The sequence below is a fragment of the Polaromonas sp. P2_G11 genome (assembly GCF_056403595.1).
Genome location: NZ_JBFUFE010000004.1, coordinates 387,981 through 408,052, shown reverse-complemented (window position 1 = coordinate 408,052; position 20,072 = coordinate 387,981). Strand labels below are relative to the sequence as shown.

Below are 20,072 nucleotides of genomic sequence, written 5' to 3'. Positions count from 1 at the left end.
GTTGCTACCAAATTAATAGCTGCTTGCGCACATTCCTATTGGGTTGCAGTCACTTTTTACGCCTGAAACAGGCTCTACTTGAAGCGCTCCACCACAAAATCCACAAAGCTGCGCAGCTTGGGTGAGCGGTAGCGGTCGGGCAGGTAGAGGATGCTCATGGGCCGGGTGGCGAGCTCATGGTGGGGGAAAAGCTGCACCAGGCGGCCGGCCCGGACATCGTCCTCGAGCAGAATCGCCGGCTGCAGCACGATGCCCATGCCGTGCAAGGCCGCCACCCGCAGCGCCTGCCCCTGGTTGACCTGCAGGCGCCCCGAGACGGGAACGCGGCAGATGTGCTCTTGATCCTCCAGGCGCCAGTGCGCGGCGGCGGTGGGAGAAAAAGCCAGGCACTCATGCTGGCTCAGCTCATCGGGCCGGGCTGGTGTGCCCCGGCGCGCCAGGTAGGCGGGAGACGCGCAGATCATCAGCCGGTAGGGCGCCAGCGGCCTGGCGATGAGCGCTGAGTCCGGCACGGGGCCGACGCGGATGGCCGCCTCGAATCCTTCTTCGAGCAAATCCGTCACGCGGTCGCTCAAGACAACATCGATGCTGACCTGCGGGTAGCGATCCAGGTAGTCCGAGAGGGCGGGCATCAAGGCCTCGGTGCCAAAGGAGACGGGCGCGGTGACGCGCAACTTGCCGGCCGGCGCCAGCTGCAGGTTCTGCGCCTGCGCATCGGTTTCGGCCACCAGCCGCAGGATTTCCTTGCAGCGCACGTAGTAGTCCTCACCAAAAGCGGTGAGGTTCTGGCGCCGGGTGGTGCGGTTGAGCAGTTGCATGCCCAGGCGCTTTTCGAGCGTGCGCAGGTGGTTGCCGGCCATCGTGGCGGAAATATCGCAAGCCGTGGCGGCCGCGCTGAGGCTGCCTTTTTCGACGGCCAGAACATACACCTTCATGCTGTCGAGCAAATCCATTTAACACTCTCGCTTTTAAATCAATCAACCAGATCGGTGTTTATCTCTGATTGATTCTAAATAACACTGATGCTTTCCTTCATTTCAGACACAAAGACCATGAAAGCCATCCAGCTCACCGCCCCCTCCCTGACCGCGTTTCGCCCCGCTGAGCTGCCCGACCCGAACGCCGGCCCGGGCGAGGTACTGGTGCGCCTGCGCGCCGCTTCGCTGAATTTTCTGGACGTGGCCATTGCCACGGGCAACTTCCCGGGCCCGGCCTTTCCCACGGTTCCGGTGGCGGACGGCGCGGGCGAAGTGGCCGCGCTGGGTGAAGGTGTTGAGGCCATGTCCCTTGGGCTGGCGGTGGGGGGCAGGGTGATTCCGCACTTCATGCCGAACTGGCAGGGCGGGGCCATCACGCCGCGCAACGTGGCGGCGATGCGCGGCGTGACGCTGCCGGGCTCATTGGCCGACTACGTGGTGGTACCGGCCACCAGCCTGGTCGCGCTGCCGGCGCACCTGGATTTTGTGCAGGGCGCGGCGCTGCCGATTGCGGGCACGACGGCCTGGAATGCCGTGCGCTCGGCCACGCTGCGCCCCGGCTCGGTGGTGGTGTTGCTGGGAACGGGCGGCGTCAGCATCTTTGCTCTGCAGTTCGCCAAGGCGTCCGGCGCGACGGTGATCATCGCGTCGTCGTCGGACGAAAAACTGGAACGCGCACGCCAGCTGGGCGCGGACCACCTTGTCAATTACCGCGCTACGCCGGCTTGGGACGAGCAGGTGCTGAAGCTCACCGAAGGGCGCGGCGCAGACCTGGTGGTGGAGACGGTGGGCGGGGCCAGCATCACGCGCTCCATCAACGCAGCGGCCATGGGCGGCACGATCTTCACGGTCGGCTTTGTCGGCGGCACGGCGGCCTCGATTGACCTGCTGCCCATCATCGTGAAAGCCTTGCGCATCGTTGGCAACAACACCGGCTCGGTAGCCGACCTGGCCGAAGCAACACGCGCCATTGCCGCGCATCGCATCGTGCCCGTCATCGACCGCGTGTTTGAGATCGCCGACACCGCCGCCGCGTATGCCGAACTCAGTGCCGGCGGGCGGCACTTCGGCAAGATCGCGATTGCGCATTGAAGTGCGTCCCGGGAAAGATTTGCTATGAATTTAATAACTTCTGGCGCAGACTCCTATTGGTCTGCAGGCATTTTTAATGCGCAAAAGAAGCTCCAAACAATCTGCCAAAGCTAAAAATCAAACTGCGGCGCGCTGTTGCTGAGCACTTCGGTAACGGGTGCAACCGGCCACGTGGCGGCCAGCTCGGCAGCGAGTGTGCTGATGAGACGGCGCACGTCGTCTGCCGCCGTGGCGTGCAGGGCTTCGGCCACGATGAGGACGCTGTGCGTGGCAGCGCTGACGGCCGAGAGACCGCTTTGCCGGTGCGTCCAGCGGCGGGCGTGGGCGGAGGGCGGCTGGGCGGCGTCGGCAAAGATGACTTCATGCGGCTCGGGGTGCTCTGTTTCGCCGCTGAAGGCCTGGTAGCTTTCAGCGCCGGTGGCGTAGCGCACCTCCAGCTGCTGCGCCACCCGGGCCACGTCAAACACGGCGACGGGAATGGCGAACGCAATCGACACGGCATTGCACAGGTCAACCAGCGGGTGCAGCTGCGGCAGCGAACCTTCCTTGCGGAAGCGGCGCAGCAGTGATTCAGACGCGCAGCGGTATTGCGTGGGCTTGAGGCCCATTTTTGAAAAGGTACGGCGCCAGGCCTGCACTTCGGGCAGCTCGCCTTCAGCGTTCGTGGCCAGGCGGGTGGCAGCGATGGCGTTGAAGCGGGCGACCTGGGCTGAGACGTCTGCATCGGCCGTGATGCCGGTGGCGGCCAGCACGCCGGGCACCAGCTCGGGGTAGTCGGCCCAGATGGCCGGGGAATGGCGGAAGAACATGCGCGACGGCCTTCTTTAAAAAGTGAAACAGCGGCCAGCATGCCGCCGCGCACGCCAGCCGTCTTGAACGTTATTGCAGTGGAGTTTATTCATGGCCTGCTCCCACGCGCCGGGCGTAAAGCCAAACTGGCGGGCAAACAGCCGCGTCATGTGGCTCTGGTCGGCAAAGCCACAGGCGGCGGCCACCTGCGCCAGCCCGGCGCCGCTGCGAATGAGGCTGCGCGCATGCTCGACACGCTGCTGCAGCAGCCAGGCGTGGGGAGTGAGGCCAAAGGCTTTTTCAAAACGGCGCAGAAGCTGGAACTTGCTAAGGCCTGCGGTGCGCGCCAGCTCCGTCAACGTGGGCGGGGCCAGCAAGTCAGCGGCCAGTTGGTCGCGGGCGCGGTGCAGCTCAGGTGAAGACGATGAGACTTGCGATTGCGTGACAGGCGAAACGGCATGGCGGTGCAGCAGCAGGGCGCAGGCGCGGACCAGCGACTCTTCACATGCGAGGGCATCCGCGCCGCTGCGCCCCGCACCGGCGTCCCAGCGCTGCAGGCGGCCGAGCAGGCGTTGCAACGCTGTGCGCAGGCGCACGTCTTGCGTGACGGGGCGCGTGAGTTCGATGTCAGTGGCCAGCGAGTTACCTGGCGCATCGGCCACCAGGGACGCGATGGCCGCGGGCTCAAAGTACAGCATGCGCCACCGGCGCGAAGGGCCGCCCAGCGGCCGGCCGTCATGCACCTCGCCAGGGTTGCACATGATGACATCACCGGCATAGGCATCGACCGGGCCGCGCCCGCTGGCCGAGCTTTGCGCGCCTTGCTCCATCAACCCTACGCCATACACCGCATGCCAGTGGCGGCCGAAGTGGCGCGCGCTTTCCATCTGCGTGGCGTAGATGCCGGCCCACGGTGAGCCGAAGACGCGGCCCTGGTGGGCGGGTGGTGCAGCTGAGGGGGGCATGGGCGCCATGATGCCTCGGGAATGCGCGGCGCACCAGCCCTCCCGGCGCCCTCCCTCAAGACGGCGCCCTGGTGTCAGGGCTCCGCGGCTTTTGAAGCGGTGGTATTCAGGTGGCAGGCCGAGATTTGCGACGGCGCGACTTCGATCAGGGCCGGCCGGACTTCCCGGCAAATGGGCATGACATGCGGACACCGGGGGTGAAACGCGCAACCGCTCGGAACATTCATGGGGCTCGGCATCTCGCCCGCAATCGGCCTGTACGTGAGCGGTTTCGCATCCATGCGCGGCGCGTCGGCAATGAGTGCCTTTGTGTAGGGATGGTTGGGTTGGCTAAAAAGCGTCTCTGTTTTGGCCAGCTCCACAATGCGGCCCAGATACATGATCGCCACCCGGTCGGCCAGATATTCCACCACCGCCAGGTTGTGGCTGATGAACAGGTAGGCAAGGTTTTGCTCTCGCCGCAGCTTCTGGAAAAGATTGAGAACCTGCGCCTGGATGGACACATCAAGCGCGGAAACAGCCTCATCACAGACGACCAGCGACGGCTTCAGGGCCAGCGCTCTTGCGATGGCGATTCGCTGCCGCTGCCCGCCCGAGAACTGGTGCGGATAGCGTTCGCCGTAACTGGCGTCAAGACCCACCTGTTCCAGGAGGCCTCTCACGAACGGGGCCTTGTCCTTTGCGGAAATCAGCCCGTGATAGATGGCCGCCTCGCTGAGGAGCTGGTCAACACGCAGCCGCGGATTGAGCGAGCCATAGGGGTTTTGAAAGACCATCTGGACGTTTCGGTGGACATCCGAAAGATAGGGCTTGCCCGGCACCTGATGAACCATGACGTCGCCGCTGGACGGTTCCAGAATGCCCGCGACGATTCGCCCGAAGGTTGATTTTCCACAGCCCGACTCACCCACCAGGCCGACGACCTCCCCCGCCTCGATCTGCAGGCTGACGTCACTCACCGCGGACACCTGCTTGGGTGTCTTGCGGGCCAGCTTCAATTTGTGCGCCAGTTGCCCGCTCCAGGTTTGCGCGGCACCAAACCGTTTCGAGACATTGGCCGCTTCAAGTATCGTGGTCATGAATTGTTTGTCGTATAGGGGTGAAAGCAAAGAAACTCCCGGTCTTCTGTCCGGGTCAGGCCGGGCATCTTTGTGCACGCTTGCGTTGCCCGGCTGCAGCGGGGTGCGAACGCGCAACCGGACGGCAGGTTGAGCAAAGGCGGGGTACTTCCGGGAATGGGCTTGAGCAGGGAGCCGCGATCCTGCGACTTGGGCAATGAGTCGATCAACCCGCGTGTGTAAGGATGTCTCGGCGACCTGATCACGTCAGCGACCGCGCCTTTCTCGACGATGCGGCCGGCATACATCACGCACACGTAGTCGGCAAGGTCTTTCACCACACTCAGGTCGTGCGTAATCCACACCAGTCCCGTTCCTCGCTCCTTTGTCAGCTTGCGGATCTGGTAAAGAATCTGCGCCTGAATCGTGACGTCCAGGGCGGTCGTCGGCTCGTCGGCGATGATCACGGCCGGCTCGTTGATGATGGCGTTCGCGATGGCGATTCGCTGGCGCATGCCACCCGAGAGTTCATGCGGATAGGCGCGCATTCTCTCGGCCGGCGCCGGAATTCCCACCGCGGCCAACGCGGCGCATGCCCGCTCCGTGGCATCTGACCGTGATACTTTGGCGTGAATCCGGATGGTTTCCGTCAACTGGTCTCCCACACGGATGACAGGGTTGAGCGACATCATGGGGTCCTGGAAAACCATCGCCATCTCTTTGCCCCGAATCCTGTTCCATTCGCGGGCGGAGACGGAGCGCAGGTTATTTCCCCGAAGGAGAATTTCACCGGCAACGATTCGGCCCGGAGGATCCACCAGGTTCATCAAAGACATTGCCGTCACGGACTTCCCCGATCCCGACTCGCCCACCAGGGCAACGATTTGCCCTTGCCCGACGGAGAAGGAAACGTCGTTCACCGCCCTGGCGACGCCGGCCTTGGTCTCGAAGTGGGTCGTGATCCCACTGACCTTTAACGCACTTGTGCTCATACCTGATCCAGCTTGGGGTTGAAAACAACACGCAGACGATCACCGATCAGGTTGATCGACCCCACCAGAAGCACCAATGCCAACCCCGGATAGACCGAGATCCAGTATTTGTTCGTGAGCATGTACTCGAAGCCATTGGCAATCAGCAGCCCCAGCGAAGGTTCTGTCTGGGGAAGCCCGATACCCAGGAAACTCATCGTTGCCTCCAGGCTGATGGCGTGCGCCGTCTGCAGGGTGCCGGTGACGATCAGCGTTCCCATGCAGTTCGGCAGCACGTGCCTGAACATGATCCGCCTGGGGGGCAAGCCTTGCCCCATCGCTGCCTCCACATACTCTTTTTGTTGCTCCACCAGCGCGGCCCCGCGCACATTGCGGGCGTAGTACGCCCATTGAACAATGATCAGGGCCAGCAAGGTCTTGTCTACACCCTGGCCCAGCGATGCCAAAAGTACCAGCGCGATCAGGATGGCCGGCAGGCTCAGCTGCAAGTCAACGATTCGCATGAAGAACGAATCCACACGCCCGCCAAAGTAGGCGGCCGTCAGGCCCACTGTTGTTCCGATACAAAGCGCGGCCAATGCACTCAAAAGGCCGACAGCCATGCTGATGCGAAGCCCATAAAAGATTGCACTGATCAGGTCCCGTCCGGCGCCATCGGTGCCGAGGATATGCAGCATCCCGCTCACTTCGCTGCGCGCACCCGGAACGAGTTCTGCGTCCACGATAGACACGGAGGCCAGGTCGTACGGGTTCTGCGGTGAGAAAAATGGCGCGCCCAATGCCACGATGAGCAGCAGCCCGAAGACGACCAGCGCTGCGAACGCAATTTTGCTGAGCAGGAATTGCCGCCGGATCCGGCTCCACGGGGTTTGCGCCGGCTGCGGCGCCGGCCGGGCCGCCGGCTTTTCCTCCGGATTCAACGATTCGGTCTGGATCATGGGGTCACCTCATTTTTATTTGCTGCGGGCTCTGAGCCGGGGATCAAGAATCACGTACAGGAGATCGACCAGAAGGTTGATGGAGACCACCAGAAGGACGGTGACCATCAGGTAAGCCACGACAACCGGCCTGTCGAGATGGAGGATCGAGTCAATGATGAGTTTTCCCATGCCTGGCCACGCAAAGACCGACTCGGTCACCACAGAGAAAGCGATGAGGTGACCGAACTCGAGCCCGACGGCGGTGACAACGGGAATCATCACATTCGGGGCAATGTGCCTGGCCAGGAGCCTCAACCCGGACACGCCTTTGGCACGCGCGAACCGCACATATTCCTGTTGCACCACATCGCGGGTTCCGGTCTCCGTCAGGCGAATCACCATGGCGATCTGGAATATCGCAAGCGTCGTCGCCGGAAGGATCATGTGCTTGAGGCCGTCCCATGTCAGGAAGCTGAAGGCGATGCCGAAGAGCTGTTCGGTGTCGCCTCGCCCGCCTGACGGAAGCCATCCGAGGTTCACGGAAAAGATGAGGATGAGGATGAGCCCCTTCCAGAACGTGGGAATGGTGACCCCTGCGATTGAAAATCCGGCAATGAGCTTGTGAACCCAGGAGTCCGGCATCAGGCCCGCGACGAGCCCGAGAGGGATCCCGATGGCCAGTGCCAGTATCAGCGCAATAAACGCCATCTCCAGGGTTGCGGGCATGCGCTCCAGAACAATTCCCAGTGCCGGCCGGTTGAAGACAAACGATTTGCCAAGATCTCCCTCGACCGCATGCTTCACAAACAGTGCGTATTGCTCGTAGATCGGCCGGTCCAGCCCCAGGCTGCGCGCCGCGACCTCTACCTCCTCGGTGGAGGCATTCGGGCTGACAAGCAGGTGTATGGGGTCGCCAATGAGGTGAATGCCCGTAAACGCGATGGCAGACATCAGCGCAACGACGACGAGGCTGTCGCGCATTCGCTGGAATATGGGGCCAAACATCAGATTGCGTCCTTATCTCTGCCTGCGACACCGGCCAACACCCGCCCACATCGCACGCCGCTTCGCTCGAGCCCGCGGCCTCCACCCGGGGAAGCCGCAACAGGCCCCCTATTGCACGTCACTTTCATCAAAAACTCCAGTCAGCGGGAGGCCTCCCGCCGGTACGTCACGTTCGCACAACTGCTCGCAATTTAGAGGCCAACCAACACCCTTGCCAGCTTTCACCTTGTGCATTCGCGGCAACAGCGCCGCGAAATTTCTTGACAGTCATCACCGCTTCATGATCTAGTTGTAACGCTGTTTGATACAGTGTATCGCTAGTCAATACAATAAAGCAAGCGAATTTTTCAGGATTTATGACGGTCGGCGAGGAGGGAAGCAGGAAAGACCTGGGCGAACTGCGCCTGTGAGCACCCATGCGGCGGCGAATGATTCGCCGCCATTTACAAAACTTTTCAGGAGTGAGAAATGAAATTGAAGATAGCCTGCCTGGCTGCGATTGGCGCCGGCGCAATAACCGCCATAACCCCCGTCGCCGCGTTGGCGCAAAGCACGGTGACGATTTACGGGAGGATGGATACGAGCTTTGAGAACTCAAAGACTGGCTCGGTCTCGCAGACGCTCATCACGGGCAACGCGTCCCGGTTCGGCGCCAAGGGAACCGAGGACCTGGGCGGAGGGCTCAAGGCGCTCTTTGGCCTGGAGATGGGAATTTCCTCGGACACCGGGGCGTCAAGCTCGCCCGTCTACCGCAACTCCTATGTCGGCATCAGCGGCGACTTCGGGGTGGTCAACATCGGCCGCATCGACTCGGCCGCGCCCAGCCGCACGCCGATCTACGCGATCCTGGGCCGCAATGTCGAGTACGTCATCCACGATGCCGGCGCCACCGCGATTGGCACCTCCATCTTCAATGCGCGCACACGTGTTTCGAACGCCATCGGCTATGCCAGCCCGCTGATCAGCAACTTCGTTTTCCGCGCCGGCCATTACTTCAATGGTGAAGGCCTGGCGGAAGCGGCGGCCGGCCCGGTCCGCTTTGAGAGCGACTACAAGCAGACCGATGTCTCGCTGAGCTATGGCGAAGGCGAGGGCCCGCTGGGCCTGGGCGTCGGCTACGGTAGGGACAGCAAACGCGGGGGTGCCTTGCTCAATGATTTCAAGAGCAAGTGGATGCTGGTGGGCTCCTACGACTTTGGCGATATCCGTGCCTGGGCGGTCTACAACCGTGACAACTTTGAGGGCAATGCGCTGTCACGCAGCAAGGTGGCGGCACAGATGATCGGCGCTTCGTGGGACATCACGCCCAGCAGCAAGGTCATGGCCAACTACATCCGCAAGGATGTGCAGAGCGATCCTGCGGCCAAGCTCAAGCGCTTCCAGGCGGGCTACTCCTACAAGATGAGCAATCGCACTTCGCTGTACGGCTTCTATGACCGCTCGGACCCGAACAACCGTGTCGCCAATGACGTGATCCGTGTTTACGGGGTTGGCATTCAGCATAACTTCTGAGCGCACAAAGGCACGCGATCAGTATCTCGTCCGCAAAGCCCGCCTCCGGCGGGCTTTTGTCATGGATAACAGGAACGCCTTAGACAGGCTCCATCATTTTGGAAAGCATGGGTATGTCAATAAAACATTGGATCAGTACAGGCATTCTGGGAACAGTTTGTGCCGTTGCCTCATCCGCTCCGCAGGACATCGTGATCGGCCAGATCGGCCAGCTTAAGGACCCGAATTCCGCGGCAAGCCAGGTCAAGGTGGGCGTGCAACTGTATTTTGATGTCGTCAACGACCGGGGTGGCGTTAATGGGGCGAAGCTGAAACTTGTCACCAAAGACCGGGGACCGGACGGGTCGGACTCAGTGGAAAAAACACGGGAAATCATCCAGGAAGAAAAGCCTGTTGCATTGATCGGATTTTCTGGAACTGCGCCTGTTGAAGCGCTGATTCAGGAAAAGGTACTGGCTGCGGCCGGCATTCCCTTGGTGGGGCCTCGAACAGGCGCCGTATCGCTTCATCAACCGGTGAACCCCTGGATTTTTCACACGCGCGCCAACTATGCCCAGGAGGTGCAAAAGATTGTGTCCCATATGAACATCATCGGGCACAAACGCATCGCGGTTCTCTACGAAAAGAGTCCGTTTGGCATTGAAGGTTACGACCGGGCCCTACACGCGATCAGGGGAAAAAACCTTCAGCTCTCGGGCAGTGCAAGCTACGAATACGGCACGACCAATGTCAGTGAAGCGGTCGCAACGATTCTCAAGGCCAAACCCGACGCGGTTATTTCAGTGGCGACGAGTGCCGCGACCGCCGAGTTCTACAAGAATTTTCGTCAAGGTGGAAGTTCGGCGTTTGTCGTCGCCCTTTCTGTCACCGACGGTGCCGCGGTCGTGAAAAGAATCGGCAAACAGGCCGCCTACGGCTTGGGCATAGCGCTGGTGGTGCCCGATCCGTCCAGTAAGACCTCCACGCTCATCAGGGAAATGCAGGAGGACCACAAGAAATTTGGCGTACCAGGATCTGATTTGAACCTGGCAGTGACTGAAGGCTACATTGCGGCCAGGGTGCTGACCGAAGGCCTGAAACGCGCCGGACCGAATCCCACTTCCGCAAAACTGAAACGTTCCCTGGAGTCATTGAGGGATTTAAATCTCGGCGGATTCTCTGTTAATTTTTCCCCGACAAATCACTCGGGCTCGTCGTATGTCGACATCATCGTACTGGGCCCTGACGGTAGAATGCTTCGCTAACTCAAACATACCCGTTGAAGCAAGCCAGCGGCAAGAAGGCAATGGACTATAACGTAGCGTCGGTAGATGAAGCACTCGGCTTATTGATGCTTGTAGCCCAGAACCCCGGCCTGGGTGTGACCGAGCTTTCCAAAAGATCTGAAATTACCAAAGCCAGGGCGTTCCGCCTTTTGAGCACACTGGAACGGCGCGGTTTCGTGCAGCGATCGGGTGACGCTGCGACCTACCATCTCGGCTACAACGCATTGCTTGTGGGGTTGGCTGCCGACGAACAGGTCAGCCTGGTCAGGCAGGCCAGCAAATATCTTCAGCAGCTGGCCAGCAAATTCAACGAGATTGTGCAGATCCGTGTCCGTGACGGCTTTGAATCCGTCTCTGTGGCCCGATGGGACTCCACCCATGATGTTCGCATCCACGGGTCCGTCGGCATGAGGCGGCCTCTCCACGGTGGCGCGTCGGGCAAAGTCCTGTTGGCCTATGCCCCCGCAGAGTTTCTGAACGAATTTTTCGCACAGGACTTTCAGAAGTTCACGCCCAACACCATCGTGCAACGCGCAAAATGGAATGAGGAGCTGATCAAGATCCGCAAGCAGGGCTACGCCACTTCCCTGGGCGAAATCACGAACGAAGTCCTTTCCGTGGCGGCACCGGTGCGCGACGGAACATCAAAAGTCATCGCCGCCATGGCGATCTCCATTCCTTCAAGCCGCATCACGGCCAAAGGGCTGGAGAAACTGGCCAAGCCGCTGTGCGCGGCGGCCTACGACCTTTCGGTTGAGCTCGGATATCGTCGCTCCGACGCTTCTGCCGATTAGCGGCAGCGCACCTGGTGGGGCGCGCTGCAGCCACCACCATTATTGAGAACGCTTCGGGATCACAGGAAGCACCACGTGCGATGGATGCTGGCTGCTCATGTACACCTTGTTGAGCGCCGTCCTGCTCGTCGTTGCCTGCGCCTCAGGATCCCCGGTGTTCGGGTTGACGTCAAAGTGCGGAAAGTTGCTGCTCGAAATGTCAACCCGGATGCGATGCCCTGCCTTGAACAGGTTGCTTGTCGGAAACGCCTCGATGCGGATGGGGTACACCGTTCCCGGCGTCATCAATTCCGGGTACTCCCATGAGTCCCTGTACCTCACCCGCAGAATCCCGTCGGTAAGGTTCATGGCGAAACCCTTTGGGTAGTCTTCGCTTTGCGGATACACATCGACCAGCTTGACGGTGAAATCCGTGTCCGGGCAGTCGGAGGATATCCACAGGTTCGCCACCACCGGCCCTGTAATCTCGACATCCTCCGCCAGCGGTTCAGTTGAAAAGGCAAGCACATCTTCACGGTCGGTCAGTGGGTAAAACGGTTCTGCGCAACCAAAGAAGCGCTCATCGGTTGTTTGGTCGAAAGCCCCGGCCAGTATTCCGGGTGGACGTGAAACCACGCTGCCGCCCAAGGTGGGAACCGGATTTTTGGGGTCAAACCGGTACGCCAGCGCGCCGTGATGCCTCTCTGGAAGAGAGGGGGACAGCGAACGATCAACGTGAAGATGGTAGGGCGTCCACCGCGTATCCGGAATCGGCCAGTCCTGCTCGGAACGCCAGGTACCGCCATGGTCAAGACGTCCCTCGCTGTTTTTTCTGCCGGAGCCGCCGCCCATCACGAACAGCCTCACGTTGGCGTTGTCTTCAGCGGCCGGAAGGCCTTTCAGCCAGTGGTCAAACCATTTGAGCCTTGCCTCAAGAAAGCTTGCGGCAGCGTGTTGGCCAAAAGTGGATTTCTCGCCGAAATCCACATCGCCCGAATAGGTCAACCACCGGTTTCCGTGCACCCACGGACCAAAAACGAGCTTTACCGGAGCGCCGATTTTCTTGAGGCTGACGTAATTTTCGGCTGCGGTGCGCGTATAGACGTCATACCAGGAAGACATATGGACTGTCGCCACATTCTTGAGGTGATGGTAGAACCCCTCCGCATAAATTCCGGGCTGCTTCCAGTACGCATCGAACGTACCACGCTCCCATTGATCGAAGAGAAACTCTTCATATTCCGGTGCTTCCGAAAGCGGTGAGTTTCCACGGCGCCACGGCATTCTTCTGAACCAGTCGTCGACGTCGATATTCTTCAGGGTGCTGGCGACGGCCGTATTTTCCGACCGCTGGGCAATGCTCGATGCGAAGAGAACAGCCCAGGCCGCCTGCTTTAACTCATACGCGCCGCCCTGCCGGATGCCGCTCTGATAGCCGTTTGAAAACCCGCCGGAGTCGACATACATGGCCAGCAAGCCGGGTGCACCGGTAGATGCCAGGGCCATTTGCGTATGTGCCGCATAGGAAAGGCCCTTGGTCCCGATCCTGCCGTCGGACCAGGGCTGCCGCACGATCCAGTCACAGGTGTCATGGCCGTCGTTGGCCTCGCTCAGATACTTCGTGAATGTTCCTTCGGACCCGTATCTGCCGCGGCAATCCTGGTACACAACGATATAACCCTGGGCCACAAAATACGTTGCCACCTCTTCGCGTGACATAGGGCGCGTGCTCCCCGGTTCGCGTTCGGTGCGGCTTTCAAGGTGCTTCCCATAGGGAGTGCGTTCCATGATGACCGGGAACGGTTTCGGATCTTCTCCCGGCTCCTGTCTCGGGCGATATATATCGGTCGAGAGCCTCACGCCGTCCCTCATCGGCACCATCACGTTGCGTTCAATCACCACAGCAAGATTGCTGAACGTCGAGTCTTTCATTGATTACCCTGGTTCGGCTCGGATTGGAGCGCCACCGGTGCTGACACCAGCACCGGTGACCCCCTCACCTCACCCCTATTCGTTGATCTGTTTTACTTCGAAGCTGCGTCCTTGATGGCACTCGCCACCGTGAACCCGTCACTTCGCGGGACCATGCTCAGGCCTTTGCGCAACCCCCACGCCACCTTCGCGTTATGCACCGGCACGATGGCAACGTCCTCCGCGGCAACCCTTGCGGCCGTTCGCAGCAACTCTTCGCGTTCCTTTTCACTCAATGTTTTTGACGCAGAGCGGATCGCCGCGTCAAACTCCTTGTTGCTGTACCGGCCATAGTTGTTGGCTCCGGTCCCCAGGGCCTTGTCAAAGGTATGGACAACGGCGGTGGAAGGCTCCAGCGAATCACCGAGAACCGCACCAATGCCAAACATGGCCAGGCTGAATTCAGGCTCGCCACCAGCTCCGCCGCTTGTCGCCCGGGTAACAAAGTTCGCGTAGGGGAGCGTCCTTGCGTCGGTTTTTATCCCCGCCTGGGTCAACATCTGGGCAATTGCTTCGCAGACCCGTGCGTCGTTGAGGTACCGGTCATTGGTGCAGTGCAGAACCACCTTGAATCCGGAGGGATAGCCTGCCTCGGTCAGCAAGGCTTTGGCCCGCGCCGTGTCCCCGGGCTGAAGCTTCAGTGCGGGCTCGTACCCAAAAAAGCCGGCGGGAACGATCTGCGTCGCTGGTTCCGCATCGCCTTTCATGACGAACTTGTTAATGGCGTCCCTGTTAATGGCCACTGTGATGGCCTGGCGGACTCTTTTGTCCTGGAACGGGTTCTTGGCCAGCGGTTTCCCGTCATGACTGGTGACATAAGGCGAAACCGTCCGAAATTGATCCATGGACAGGTAGTTGAGTAGATAGGAGGTCGTAGAGACCACCGACACCTTGTCGCTTTTCTTCAAGGTCTCGCTCAAGCTACCGGCAGCGCCATCAATGACATCGACACTTCCGCCCAGCATTGCCGCCGCTCTCGCCGGTTCTTTCGGTATGAATTGGTAAATCACTTTTGACCAGGCCGGTTTTGAGCCCCAGTACGCGTCATTGCGTGTCATGGTCACTTGCTGGCTTGGAATGAGTCCTGCGTACTTGAAGGGACCGGTGCCCACCGCCGCCTTGCCGTTCTCGAAGTCTTCCTCCTTGATCTCCGCCCCGCTTCCTTTCGAAAGAATGGCTACGAGACCTACGTTTTCAGGCAGAGTGGGCGCGGCTTCCTTCGTCTTGATGATGACTGTCAGCGGATCCTGGACCCGAACGCTGTCGACCGCTCTCAAATACGTCTTGAATGTTCGCGGGCCGGCCAGCGCCCTGGCCCTGTCCAGCGAGAACTTCACGTCGTTGGCCGTCATCGGTTCGCCGTTGTGAAATTTGACGCCGGGGCGCAACTTGAATTCCCATTGTTTGTCATCTATCGCCTTCCAGGACAAGGCAAGCAGAGGAATGGGATGCAGCTTTTCATCCTGGCCAATCAGCGAGTCGTAGACGTTCATCCAGACGCCACGATTTGCGGCGCCCAGAACGTGGGGATCGGCAGAAGTGACTTCGGCCTTGAACCCGATCCGTAAATCGGCAGCTGACGTCATACCCGAAAGCGTCACAGCCACGGCAGCCGCCAGCAACCGGCGGGGACAAGTTAGTGCGATTCCCATTCTGAAGCTCCATGAAGTTAGGCCAGGCCTTCTACAGCAAGGCAAATACAAATGTATCGTTGAATGATACATCGTATTGTTGTACGATACAACAACTTCGGGATTTTCGCTGCACCGGCCTTACAGAATCATCAGGCGGCGAGGGACTTTTGACCAGAGGGAACACAGAACCGGGACGCGTCACTGAATAGAACTCTACGGCCCGGGTTCAGCGCAGGCGGAGCCCGCTGGCTTGCCCCCTAAGGATGTCAGCCTGTGTCACGCATTGACCGTACCCAGAAACGACGCGGGGTAGCGCAGTCCGGCGGCCGCGTCAGGCGGGAAGGCCTTGTCGAGCTGGACCAGCTCGGCCGGGCTCAGCGTGACGTCGAGTGCGGCGATGTTCTGGTCGAGGTAGCTGCGGCGCTTGGTGCCGGGAATCGGGATGATGTCCGCGCCCTGGGCCAGCACCCAGGCCAGCGCCACTTGCGAGGCGGTGACGCCTTTGGTTGCGGCCAGCTGCTTGACGACATCAACCAGTGCCAGGTTGCGCCTGAAGTTTTCTTCGGCAAAACGCGGCGAAAACTTGCGGCGATAGTCGTCGGCGGGCAGGTCTTCGGGCTTGCTGAAGGCGCCGGTCAGGAAACCGCGGCCCAACGGCGAATAGGGGACAAAGGCCACGCCGTGCTCGCGGCAGGCGGCCAGGGCGCCGGTGACTTCGGGGTCGCGCGTCCACAGCGAATATTCACTCTGCAGCGCGGCGATGGGATGCACCTTGCAGGCACGCGCCAGCGTGGCGGCAGAGGCTTCGGACAAACCCAGATAGCGCACCTTACCGGTTTTCACCAGCTCTGCCATGGCGCCGACGGTGTCTTCAATGGGCACGGTCTTGTCGACGCGGTGCTGGTAATAGAGGTCGATCTGGTCGATATCCAGACGCTGCAGGCTGGCGTCGCAGCTGGCTTTGACATATTCAGGCCGACCGTCGACGCCGCGCGCCGCTTCATTGGCCGGGTCGCGCGTGATGCCGAACTTGGTCGCGATGAACACGTCCTTGCGGCGGCCGGCGATGGCCTTGCCGATCAGCAGCTCATTGGTGTGCGGGCCGTAAATGTCGGCGGTGTCGAGGAAATTCAGGCCTTGATCGAGCGCGTGGTGAAGGGTGGCGATGGACTCGGCGTCGTCGCGGTTGCTGTAGAAGTCGCTCATGCCCATGCAGCCAAGGCCGATGGCGGAGACTTGTGGGCCGTTGCGGCCGAGGGTGCGGGTTTTGATCATGGTGTGTTTGCGTTGGGTTGAAGGGTTGGTTGAAAGGGTTGATAGACAGGGATGGGTTCAGGCGCGCTTCGGCACGGCGCGCAGCTCTTCATAGAGGCCGAGCTTCTTGCGGATGTACTGCAGGGTTTCGCGCTGGCTGCGGATGCCGGCCTCCAGCCGCGCGGCGTGCGCTTCGAGCAAGGTTTGCCGCTCGTCCAGGCTGGCGGCGGTGTTGCCTTCGCGCAGCAGCTGGGCATAGCGCTGCATGTCACGCATCGACATGCCGGTGGCGCGCAGACGCACCAGGAAGTCGAGCCAGCGCATGTCAGCATCGCTGTAGCGGCGCGCGCCGCTGCGCCGGTCTATCGGCGCAATCAGGCCGATCTGTTCGTAATAGCGCAGCGTGTAGGCGCTCAGCCCCGAGGCTTCTGCGGCTTCGGCAATGCTTAAGGAGACGGTGGGGGAGTCAATGGTTGCGGTGGTCATGAAGGGACTGTAAAACTTCGAGCACACTCGAAGTCAAGCCCCTTTTTCGCACAGGGTGTTTTGGCTGCCGCGACCACTGGAAACGGCAGGCCAAATCGCTTTCGCATCCCCTGGGGCGACAATAGGGCACATCCTGCAACGCAAGAGCACCCCCATGACCCAAGCCCAAGACCCCAACCGCGCCAGCGAACTCAAAAAGATGGAACTCTGCGACTCGTGCGCCGGCATCCAGCGCAACTGGCGCAAGGCCCCGGGCCACCCCGAGCTGGTGCAGGGCGACCCGCGCCATGAAACGCGCCGCCATGGGCTGATCACCATCACCCGCTACAAATGCGACCGCTGCGGGACGGCGTGGGAGTATGAGAACGACAAGACCAACCAGAAGGCCGGCTGGTCGGTGGTGGGCCGCTGAGGCGACTCAAGCACAGGCGGCTTACCGCTCTGCGTTGGCGCGCTTGATGAGCGCATCGCACTCGGCGCGAAGCTTCTGCAGCTTGTCTTTCCCGGCATGAAACACCTTGTCGTCGAGCGCACTGACGGCCTTCTTGCCCGAAAGCCCAGCAAGGTAAGACGCTGTTTCAAGCGCATTTTTGCAAGGCCGGAATTGATCAAACGGATCAGGCCCTTCCTTGGCCGCAGGCCACTGCTTGCGCTGCCCGTCCAGCGCTGCCTGGGTCAGGCGCAGCCGCTGGGCGTACTTCATGGCCTCCGGCTCCATGGCCCCGATGGCGTATTCATTGAGGACACGCTGCGACCTGATCGCCAGGGCCAGCGCATCCTGCTCGCCCTTGGTGGGTTGCGCCATCGCCAGCGTGGCGGCCGGAAACAGCAGGAAGGTCAAAAGCATTCGCATCAGGCCGACCATACAGGAATATGAAATCCGCCCTCTTGCCGCCCGGCCGCTTGAATCGCCATCGGCTGGACGCCGACCCCGACACGGGCTTTTGAATGACACGCGTGGCGGGGCACCGGACGCATCATGGCTCTTGCACTGAAAGGACACAACAAGCATGAAACGAAGACTGCTTCTCGCCACCACCGCACGGCTGTGCCTGGGCGGAGCTGTGTATTTCACCCTGCCGGGCGCACAGGCCCAGCCCAGCTACACCGTCAGCATGGCCCAGCTGCAGGACGCGGTGGCCAAACGCTTTCCGGTGCGCAAGCGCGCCAACGGCCTGCTGGACATGACCGTGCAGGCACCGCAGCTGCGCCTGCTACCCGAACAAAACCGGCTGGGCGCCGCCATGGCGGTGGAAGCCGCCGGCCCGGCGCTGCAGCGTGCTTACCCCGGCACCTTTGACCTGGACTTTGCGCTGCGCTACGAAGCCAGCGACATGACGATACGCGCGCACCAGCTGCGCGTGAACACGCTGCAGTTTGACGGCCTGCCGCCGCAGGCGTCGATGCTGGTATCAGGCTATGGCCCGCAGCTGGCCGAGCAGGCGCTGCAGGGCGTTGTGCTGCACTCGCTCAACCCGCAGGACCTGGCACTGCCCAACAGCATGGGCGTGCAGCCTGACCGGATCACCGTGACGGCGCGGGGGCTGGTGATTGAGTTCGTGAACAAGCCGCTGAGCTGAGCCAGCAGACCGCCGCGGTAACGCGCTAGCCGCGTTGCTCGCCCGCCAGCGCCTGCACATACGCGCGCAGCGAGGTGCGACCGCGGACAGGTGCATCGGGCACGGTGTAATGCCGGTCCAGCGTGATTCCTGTCATTGCCGCATACGATCTGGCCGCAGCACTTGAAAAGCCCATGGCCCTGAAGGCCTCTTCCCATTTCTCGCGCGGCGCAACACGCACCGAGACGGGTTTTTGCAGCGCCTCTCCAAAGGCCACGGCAACATCGCCTGCGCTGTACTGCTCTGGCCCTTCAACATGAAAGAGGCCGGTTTTGCCGGCGGGCTCGGTCATCAGGCGCGCAGCGAACTCACCCAGGTCTTGCGGCGCCACCATGGGCAGCTTGAAGTCCGCCGGGTACATGGAGTCGATCACACCTTCATCCTGCGCGGTCTTCAGCGCCGCGTCCCAGTTGCTCATGTAGTAGGCCGCGCGTATCACGCTGAACGGCACAGCTTGTGCCTCCAGGGCTTTTTCCATGTCGTAAAGAATGCCGAGGTCGCCCGCGCGCTGGACGGGCTGGGCGCCATAGGTGGACTCGGCCACGATCTTCTCGAAGCGTGTACCTTGCAGTGCCTCAATGATGGACGTCACCGTGCTGCGCTCTTCGGCATCGGTGTCGGTGGAGGGAGCCGCCGGCGGATTAAGCAGAAAAAGCCGCGTGCCCTGCTGGAAGACTTTGCGCAGCGACGGTACATCGTGGGCGTCGGCAACAGCGACCTTCGCCCGTTGGGGTACGTCGTGTTTGGTCTTGCCCACCCGGCCGGATTTTTTGGGGTCGTGGGTGATGAGGGTGACGGGCTCGCCCGCACCGATAAGGCGTTTGACCAGCGCCGAGCCGACGTGTCCTGTTCCGCCAAGAATGATATGCATGGGATTCTCCTGGTGTCAAAAGATCCATGCTCGAGGCAGGCGAGGCTCCTCAGTGACAGCCACTGGAGCCCTGGAAAGTCGGAATGCGCCGACAAGGGACAAGGAAGGGCTGCGACGCGTGCGGTCACAAGGAGACAGGCAAAAAAAAGACAGGCCTCAGCCTGTCTTTTTGGATCAGCGGGTATGTATTTGACCCGCGTTGCCGCTTACTTGGTGCCGGCTGCCTTGACGTCGGTCTTGGCTTCTGCCTTGACTGCGCTGGTGTCGACCGCAGCGTTGGCCTTGTCGGCGGCGGCTTTGGCCTTCACGGTATCAACCTTGGCATTGGCATCGATAGCGACGCCGGCTGCTTTGGCATCTGCCTTGGTGGTGGCCTTTTCAGCTTTGGTGGTGGCCTTGGCTTTGTCGTCAGCGTCTGCCTTTTCAACCTTGGCGTCGGCCTTGACCTTGGCTTTAGCGGCCTTGGCATCTGCCTTGGCGGTTTTCGCCGCGGCTTTTTCTTCGGCCTTCACCACTTTGGCATCGGCCTTGGCGTCAACCTTGGCTTCGCTTTTCACGGCGGCTGCCACAGACTTGTCGGCCTTGGCTTCAGCCTTGCCGGCAACCGGAGCGGTTTGCGTGGACGACTCGACAGGTGCCGGTGTTTGTGCAGAAGCAATGCCGACGAAGAGGGTAGCAATGAGAGTAGCGAGCAATTTGTTCATGAGAGAGTCCTTTGAATGGATGGATGATGGAAATTATTGTTATCACGTAGCCTGTGTTCAACGGCGTGGCATGCAGCGCTGTTGACCCTTCACACACACCGTTGCACAACACACTTGCGCCTTACATCGCTTGTCGCTGTATGGCGACAATACCGCCCCGTTTCGCGCTGGCCTGTAGGATGTGG

20 protein-coding genes are annotated in these 20,072 nt (G+C 61.0%); 6 read left to right on the top strand and 14 right to left on the bottom strand.

What is annotated here, in order from left to right; translation table 11 throughout:
* Positions 1 to 74 precede the first annotated feature (74 nt).
* A complete protein-coding gene (locus AC1DWQ_RS16055; RefSeq protein ID WP_477670540.1) occupies positions 75 to 953 on the bottom strand; it encodes a LysR family transcriptional regulator in 879 nt (292 codons plus the stop codon).
* 99 nt (positions 954 to 1,052) lie between these two features.
* Between AC1DWQ_RS16055 and AC1DWQ_RS16050 the strand changes: the two genes are divergently transcribed.
* Positions 1,053 to 2,069, top strand: coding sequence for a zinc-dependent alcohol dehydrogenase family protein (locus AC1DWQ_RS16050; protein WP_477670539.1), 1,017 nt, complete (start codon positions 1,053 to 1,055; stop codon positions 2,067 to 2,069).
* 110 nt (positions 2,070 to 2,179) lie between these two features.
* Here the strand turns inward: AC1DWQ_RS16050 and AC1DWQ_RS16045 are convergent, their stop codons facing one another.
* The 6 genes from AC1DWQ_RS16045 to AC1DWQ_RS16020 all read right to left on the bottom strand — a co-directional run bounded on the left by AC1DWQ_RS16045 (position 2,180) and on the right by AC1DWQ_RS16020 (position 7,798).
* The gene (locus AC1DWQ_RS16045) at positions 2,180 to 2,878 is read right to left on the bottom strand and encodes a B3/B4 domain-containing protein (RefSeq protein ID WP_477670538.1); all 699 of its coding nucleotides are present in this window, start codon (positions 2,876 to 2,878) and stop codon (positions 2,180 to 2,182) included.
* A 15-nt stretch (positions 2,879 to 2,893) separates the two neighbouring features.
* Positions 2,894 to 3,823, bottom strand: coding sequence for a helix-turn-helix domain-containing protein (locus AC1DWQ_RS16040; protein ID WP_477670537.1), 930 nt, complete (start codon positions 3,821 to 3,823; stop codon positions 2,894 to 2,896).
* 74 nt (positions 3,824 to 3,897) lie between these two features.
* Entirely contained in the window at positions 3,898 to 4,902 is a 1,005-nt protein-coding gene (locus AC1DWQ_RS16035) for an ABC transporter ATP-binding protein (protein ID WP_477670536.1), read from the bottom strand.
* Positions 4,899 to 5,873, bottom strand: a complete 975-nt coding sequence (locus AC1DWQ_RS16030) for an ABC transporter ATP-binding protein (RefSeq protein ID WP_477670535.1) — start codon at positions 5,871 to 5,873, stop codon at positions 4,899 to 4,901. Before AC1DWQ_RS16030 ends, AC1DWQ_RS16035 begins: the two co-directional genes overlap by 4 nt.
* Entirely contained in the window at positions 5,870 to 6,811 is a 942-nt protein-coding gene (locus tag AC1DWQ_RS16025; RefSeq protein WP_477670534.1) for an ABC transporter permease, read from the bottom strand. Before AC1DWQ_RS16025 ends, AC1DWQ_RS16030 begins: the two co-directional genes overlap by 4 nt.
* 15 nt (positions 6,812 to 6,826) lie before the next feature.
* On the bottom strand, positions 6,827 to 7,798 hold the full coding sequence (locus AC1DWQ_RS16020) for an ABC transporter permease (RefSeq protein WP_477670533.1): 972 nt from the start codon (positions 7,796 to 7,798) through the stop codon (positions 6,827 to 6,829).
* Between the two features lie 468 nt (positions 7,799 to 8,266).
* On the opposite strand from AC1DWQ_RS16020, the gene AC1DWQ_RS16015 reads away from it, so the two are divergent.
* The 3 genes from AC1DWQ_RS16015 to AC1DWQ_RS16005 all read left to right on the top strand — a co-directional run bounded on the left by AC1DWQ_RS16015 (position 8,267) and on the right by AC1DWQ_RS16005 (position 11,369).
* A complete protein-coding gene (locus AC1DWQ_RS16015) occupies positions 8,267 to 9,310 on the top strand; it encodes a porin (RefSeq protein WP_477670532.1) in 1,044 nt (347 codons plus the stop codon).
* A 113-nt stretch (positions 9,311 to 9,423) separates the two neighbouring features.
* Positions 9,424 to 10,554 (top strand): ABC transporter substrate-binding protein, encoded by a 1,131-nt coding sequence (locus AC1DWQ_RS16010; RefSeq protein ID WP_477670531.1) that lies wholly within the window; start codon positions 9,424 to 9,426, stop codon positions 10,552 to 10,554.
* Positions 10,555 to 10,568: 14 nt separating this feature from the next.
* A complete protein-coding gene (locus tag AC1DWQ_RS16005; RefSeq protein WP_477670530.1) occupies positions 10,569 to 11,369 on the top strand; it encodes an IclR family transcriptional regulator in 801 nt (266 codons plus the stop codon).
* 39 nt (positions 11,370 to 11,408) lie between these two features.
* Here the strand turns inward: AC1DWQ_RS16005 and AC1DWQ_RS16000 are convergent, their stop codons facing one another.
* From AC1DWQ_RS16000 to AC1DWQ_RS15985, 4 genes are all read right to left on the bottom strand, one after another.
* Entirely contained in the window at positions 11,409 to 13,280 is a 1,872-nt protein-coding gene (locus tag AC1DWQ_RS16000; protein ID WP_477670529.1) for a CocE/NonD family hydrolase, read from the bottom strand.
* Between the two features lie 92 nt (positions 13,281 to 13,372).
* On the bottom strand, positions 13,373 to 14,971 hold the full coding sequence (locus tag AC1DWQ_RS15995) for an ABC transporter substrate-binding protein (protein ID WP_477670528.1): 1,599 nt from the start codon (positions 14,969 to 14,971) through the stop codon (positions 13,373 to 13,375).
* Between the two features lie 258 nt (positions 14,972 to 15,229).
* Positions 15,230 to 16,228 carry an aldo/keto reductase gene (locus AC1DWQ_RS15990; RefSeq protein ID WP_477670527.1) on the bottom strand — a complete coding sequence of 333 codons (999 nt, stop codon included), beginning with the start codon at positions 16,226 to 16,228 and terminating at the stop codon, positions 15,230 to 15,232.
* 57 nt (positions 16,229 to 16,285) lie between these two features.
* On the bottom strand, positions 16,286 to 16,693 hold the full coding sequence (locus tag AC1DWQ_RS15985; RefSeq protein ID WP_477670526.1) for a MerR family transcriptional regulator: 408 nt from the start codon (positions 16,691 to 16,693) through the stop codon (positions 16,286 to 16,288).
* Between the two features lie 154 nt (positions 16,694 to 16,847).
* Here AC1DWQ_RS15985 and AC1DWQ_RS15980 point away from each other — a divergent pair, with 154 nt between their 5' ends.
* Positions 16,848 to 17,105 carry a hypothetical protein gene (locus tag AC1DWQ_RS15980; RefSeq protein ID WP_477649662.1) on the top strand — a complete coding sequence of 86 codons (258 nt, stop codon included), beginning with the start codon at positions 16,848 to 16,850 and terminating at the stop codon, positions 17,103 to 17,105.
* 21 nt (positions 17,106 to 17,126) lie between these two features.
* Here AC1DWQ_RS15980 and AC1DWQ_RS15975 read toward each other — a convergent pair whose 3' ends face one another.
* A complete protein-coding gene (locus AC1DWQ_RS15975) occupies positions 17,127 to 17,546 on the bottom strand; it encodes a hypothetical protein (protein WP_477670525.1) in 420 nt (139 codons plus the stop codon).
* A 157-nt stretch (positions 17,547 to 17,703) separates the two neighbouring features.
* Between AC1DWQ_RS15975 and AC1DWQ_RS15970 the strand changes: the two genes are divergently transcribed.
* Positions 17,704 to 18,273, top strand: coding sequence for a DUF1439 domain-containing protein (locus tag AC1DWQ_RS15970; RefSeq protein ID WP_477670524.1), 570 nt, complete (start codon positions 17,704 to 17,706; stop codon positions 18,271 to 18,273).
* A 25-nt stretch (positions 18,274 to 18,298) separates the two neighbouring features.
* Here AC1DWQ_RS15970 and AC1DWQ_RS15965 read toward each other — a convergent pair whose 3' ends face one another.
* Positions 18,299 to 19,183: an NmrA family NAD(P)-binding protein gene (locus tag AC1DWQ_RS15965; RefSeq protein ID WP_477670523.1), complete on the bottom strand. Its 885-nt coding sequence runs from the start codon at positions 19,181 to 19,183 to the stop codon at positions 18,299 to 18,301.
* A 206-nt stretch (positions 19,184 to 19,389) separates the two neighbouring features.
* Positions 19,390 to 19,887 (bottom strand): hypothetical protein, encoded by a 498-nt coding sequence (locus AC1DWQ_RS15960; protein WP_477670522.1) that lies wholly within the window; start codon positions 19,885 to 19,887, stop codon positions 19,390 to 19,392.
* Between the last annotated feature and the right edge of the window lie 185 nt (positions 19,888 to 20,072).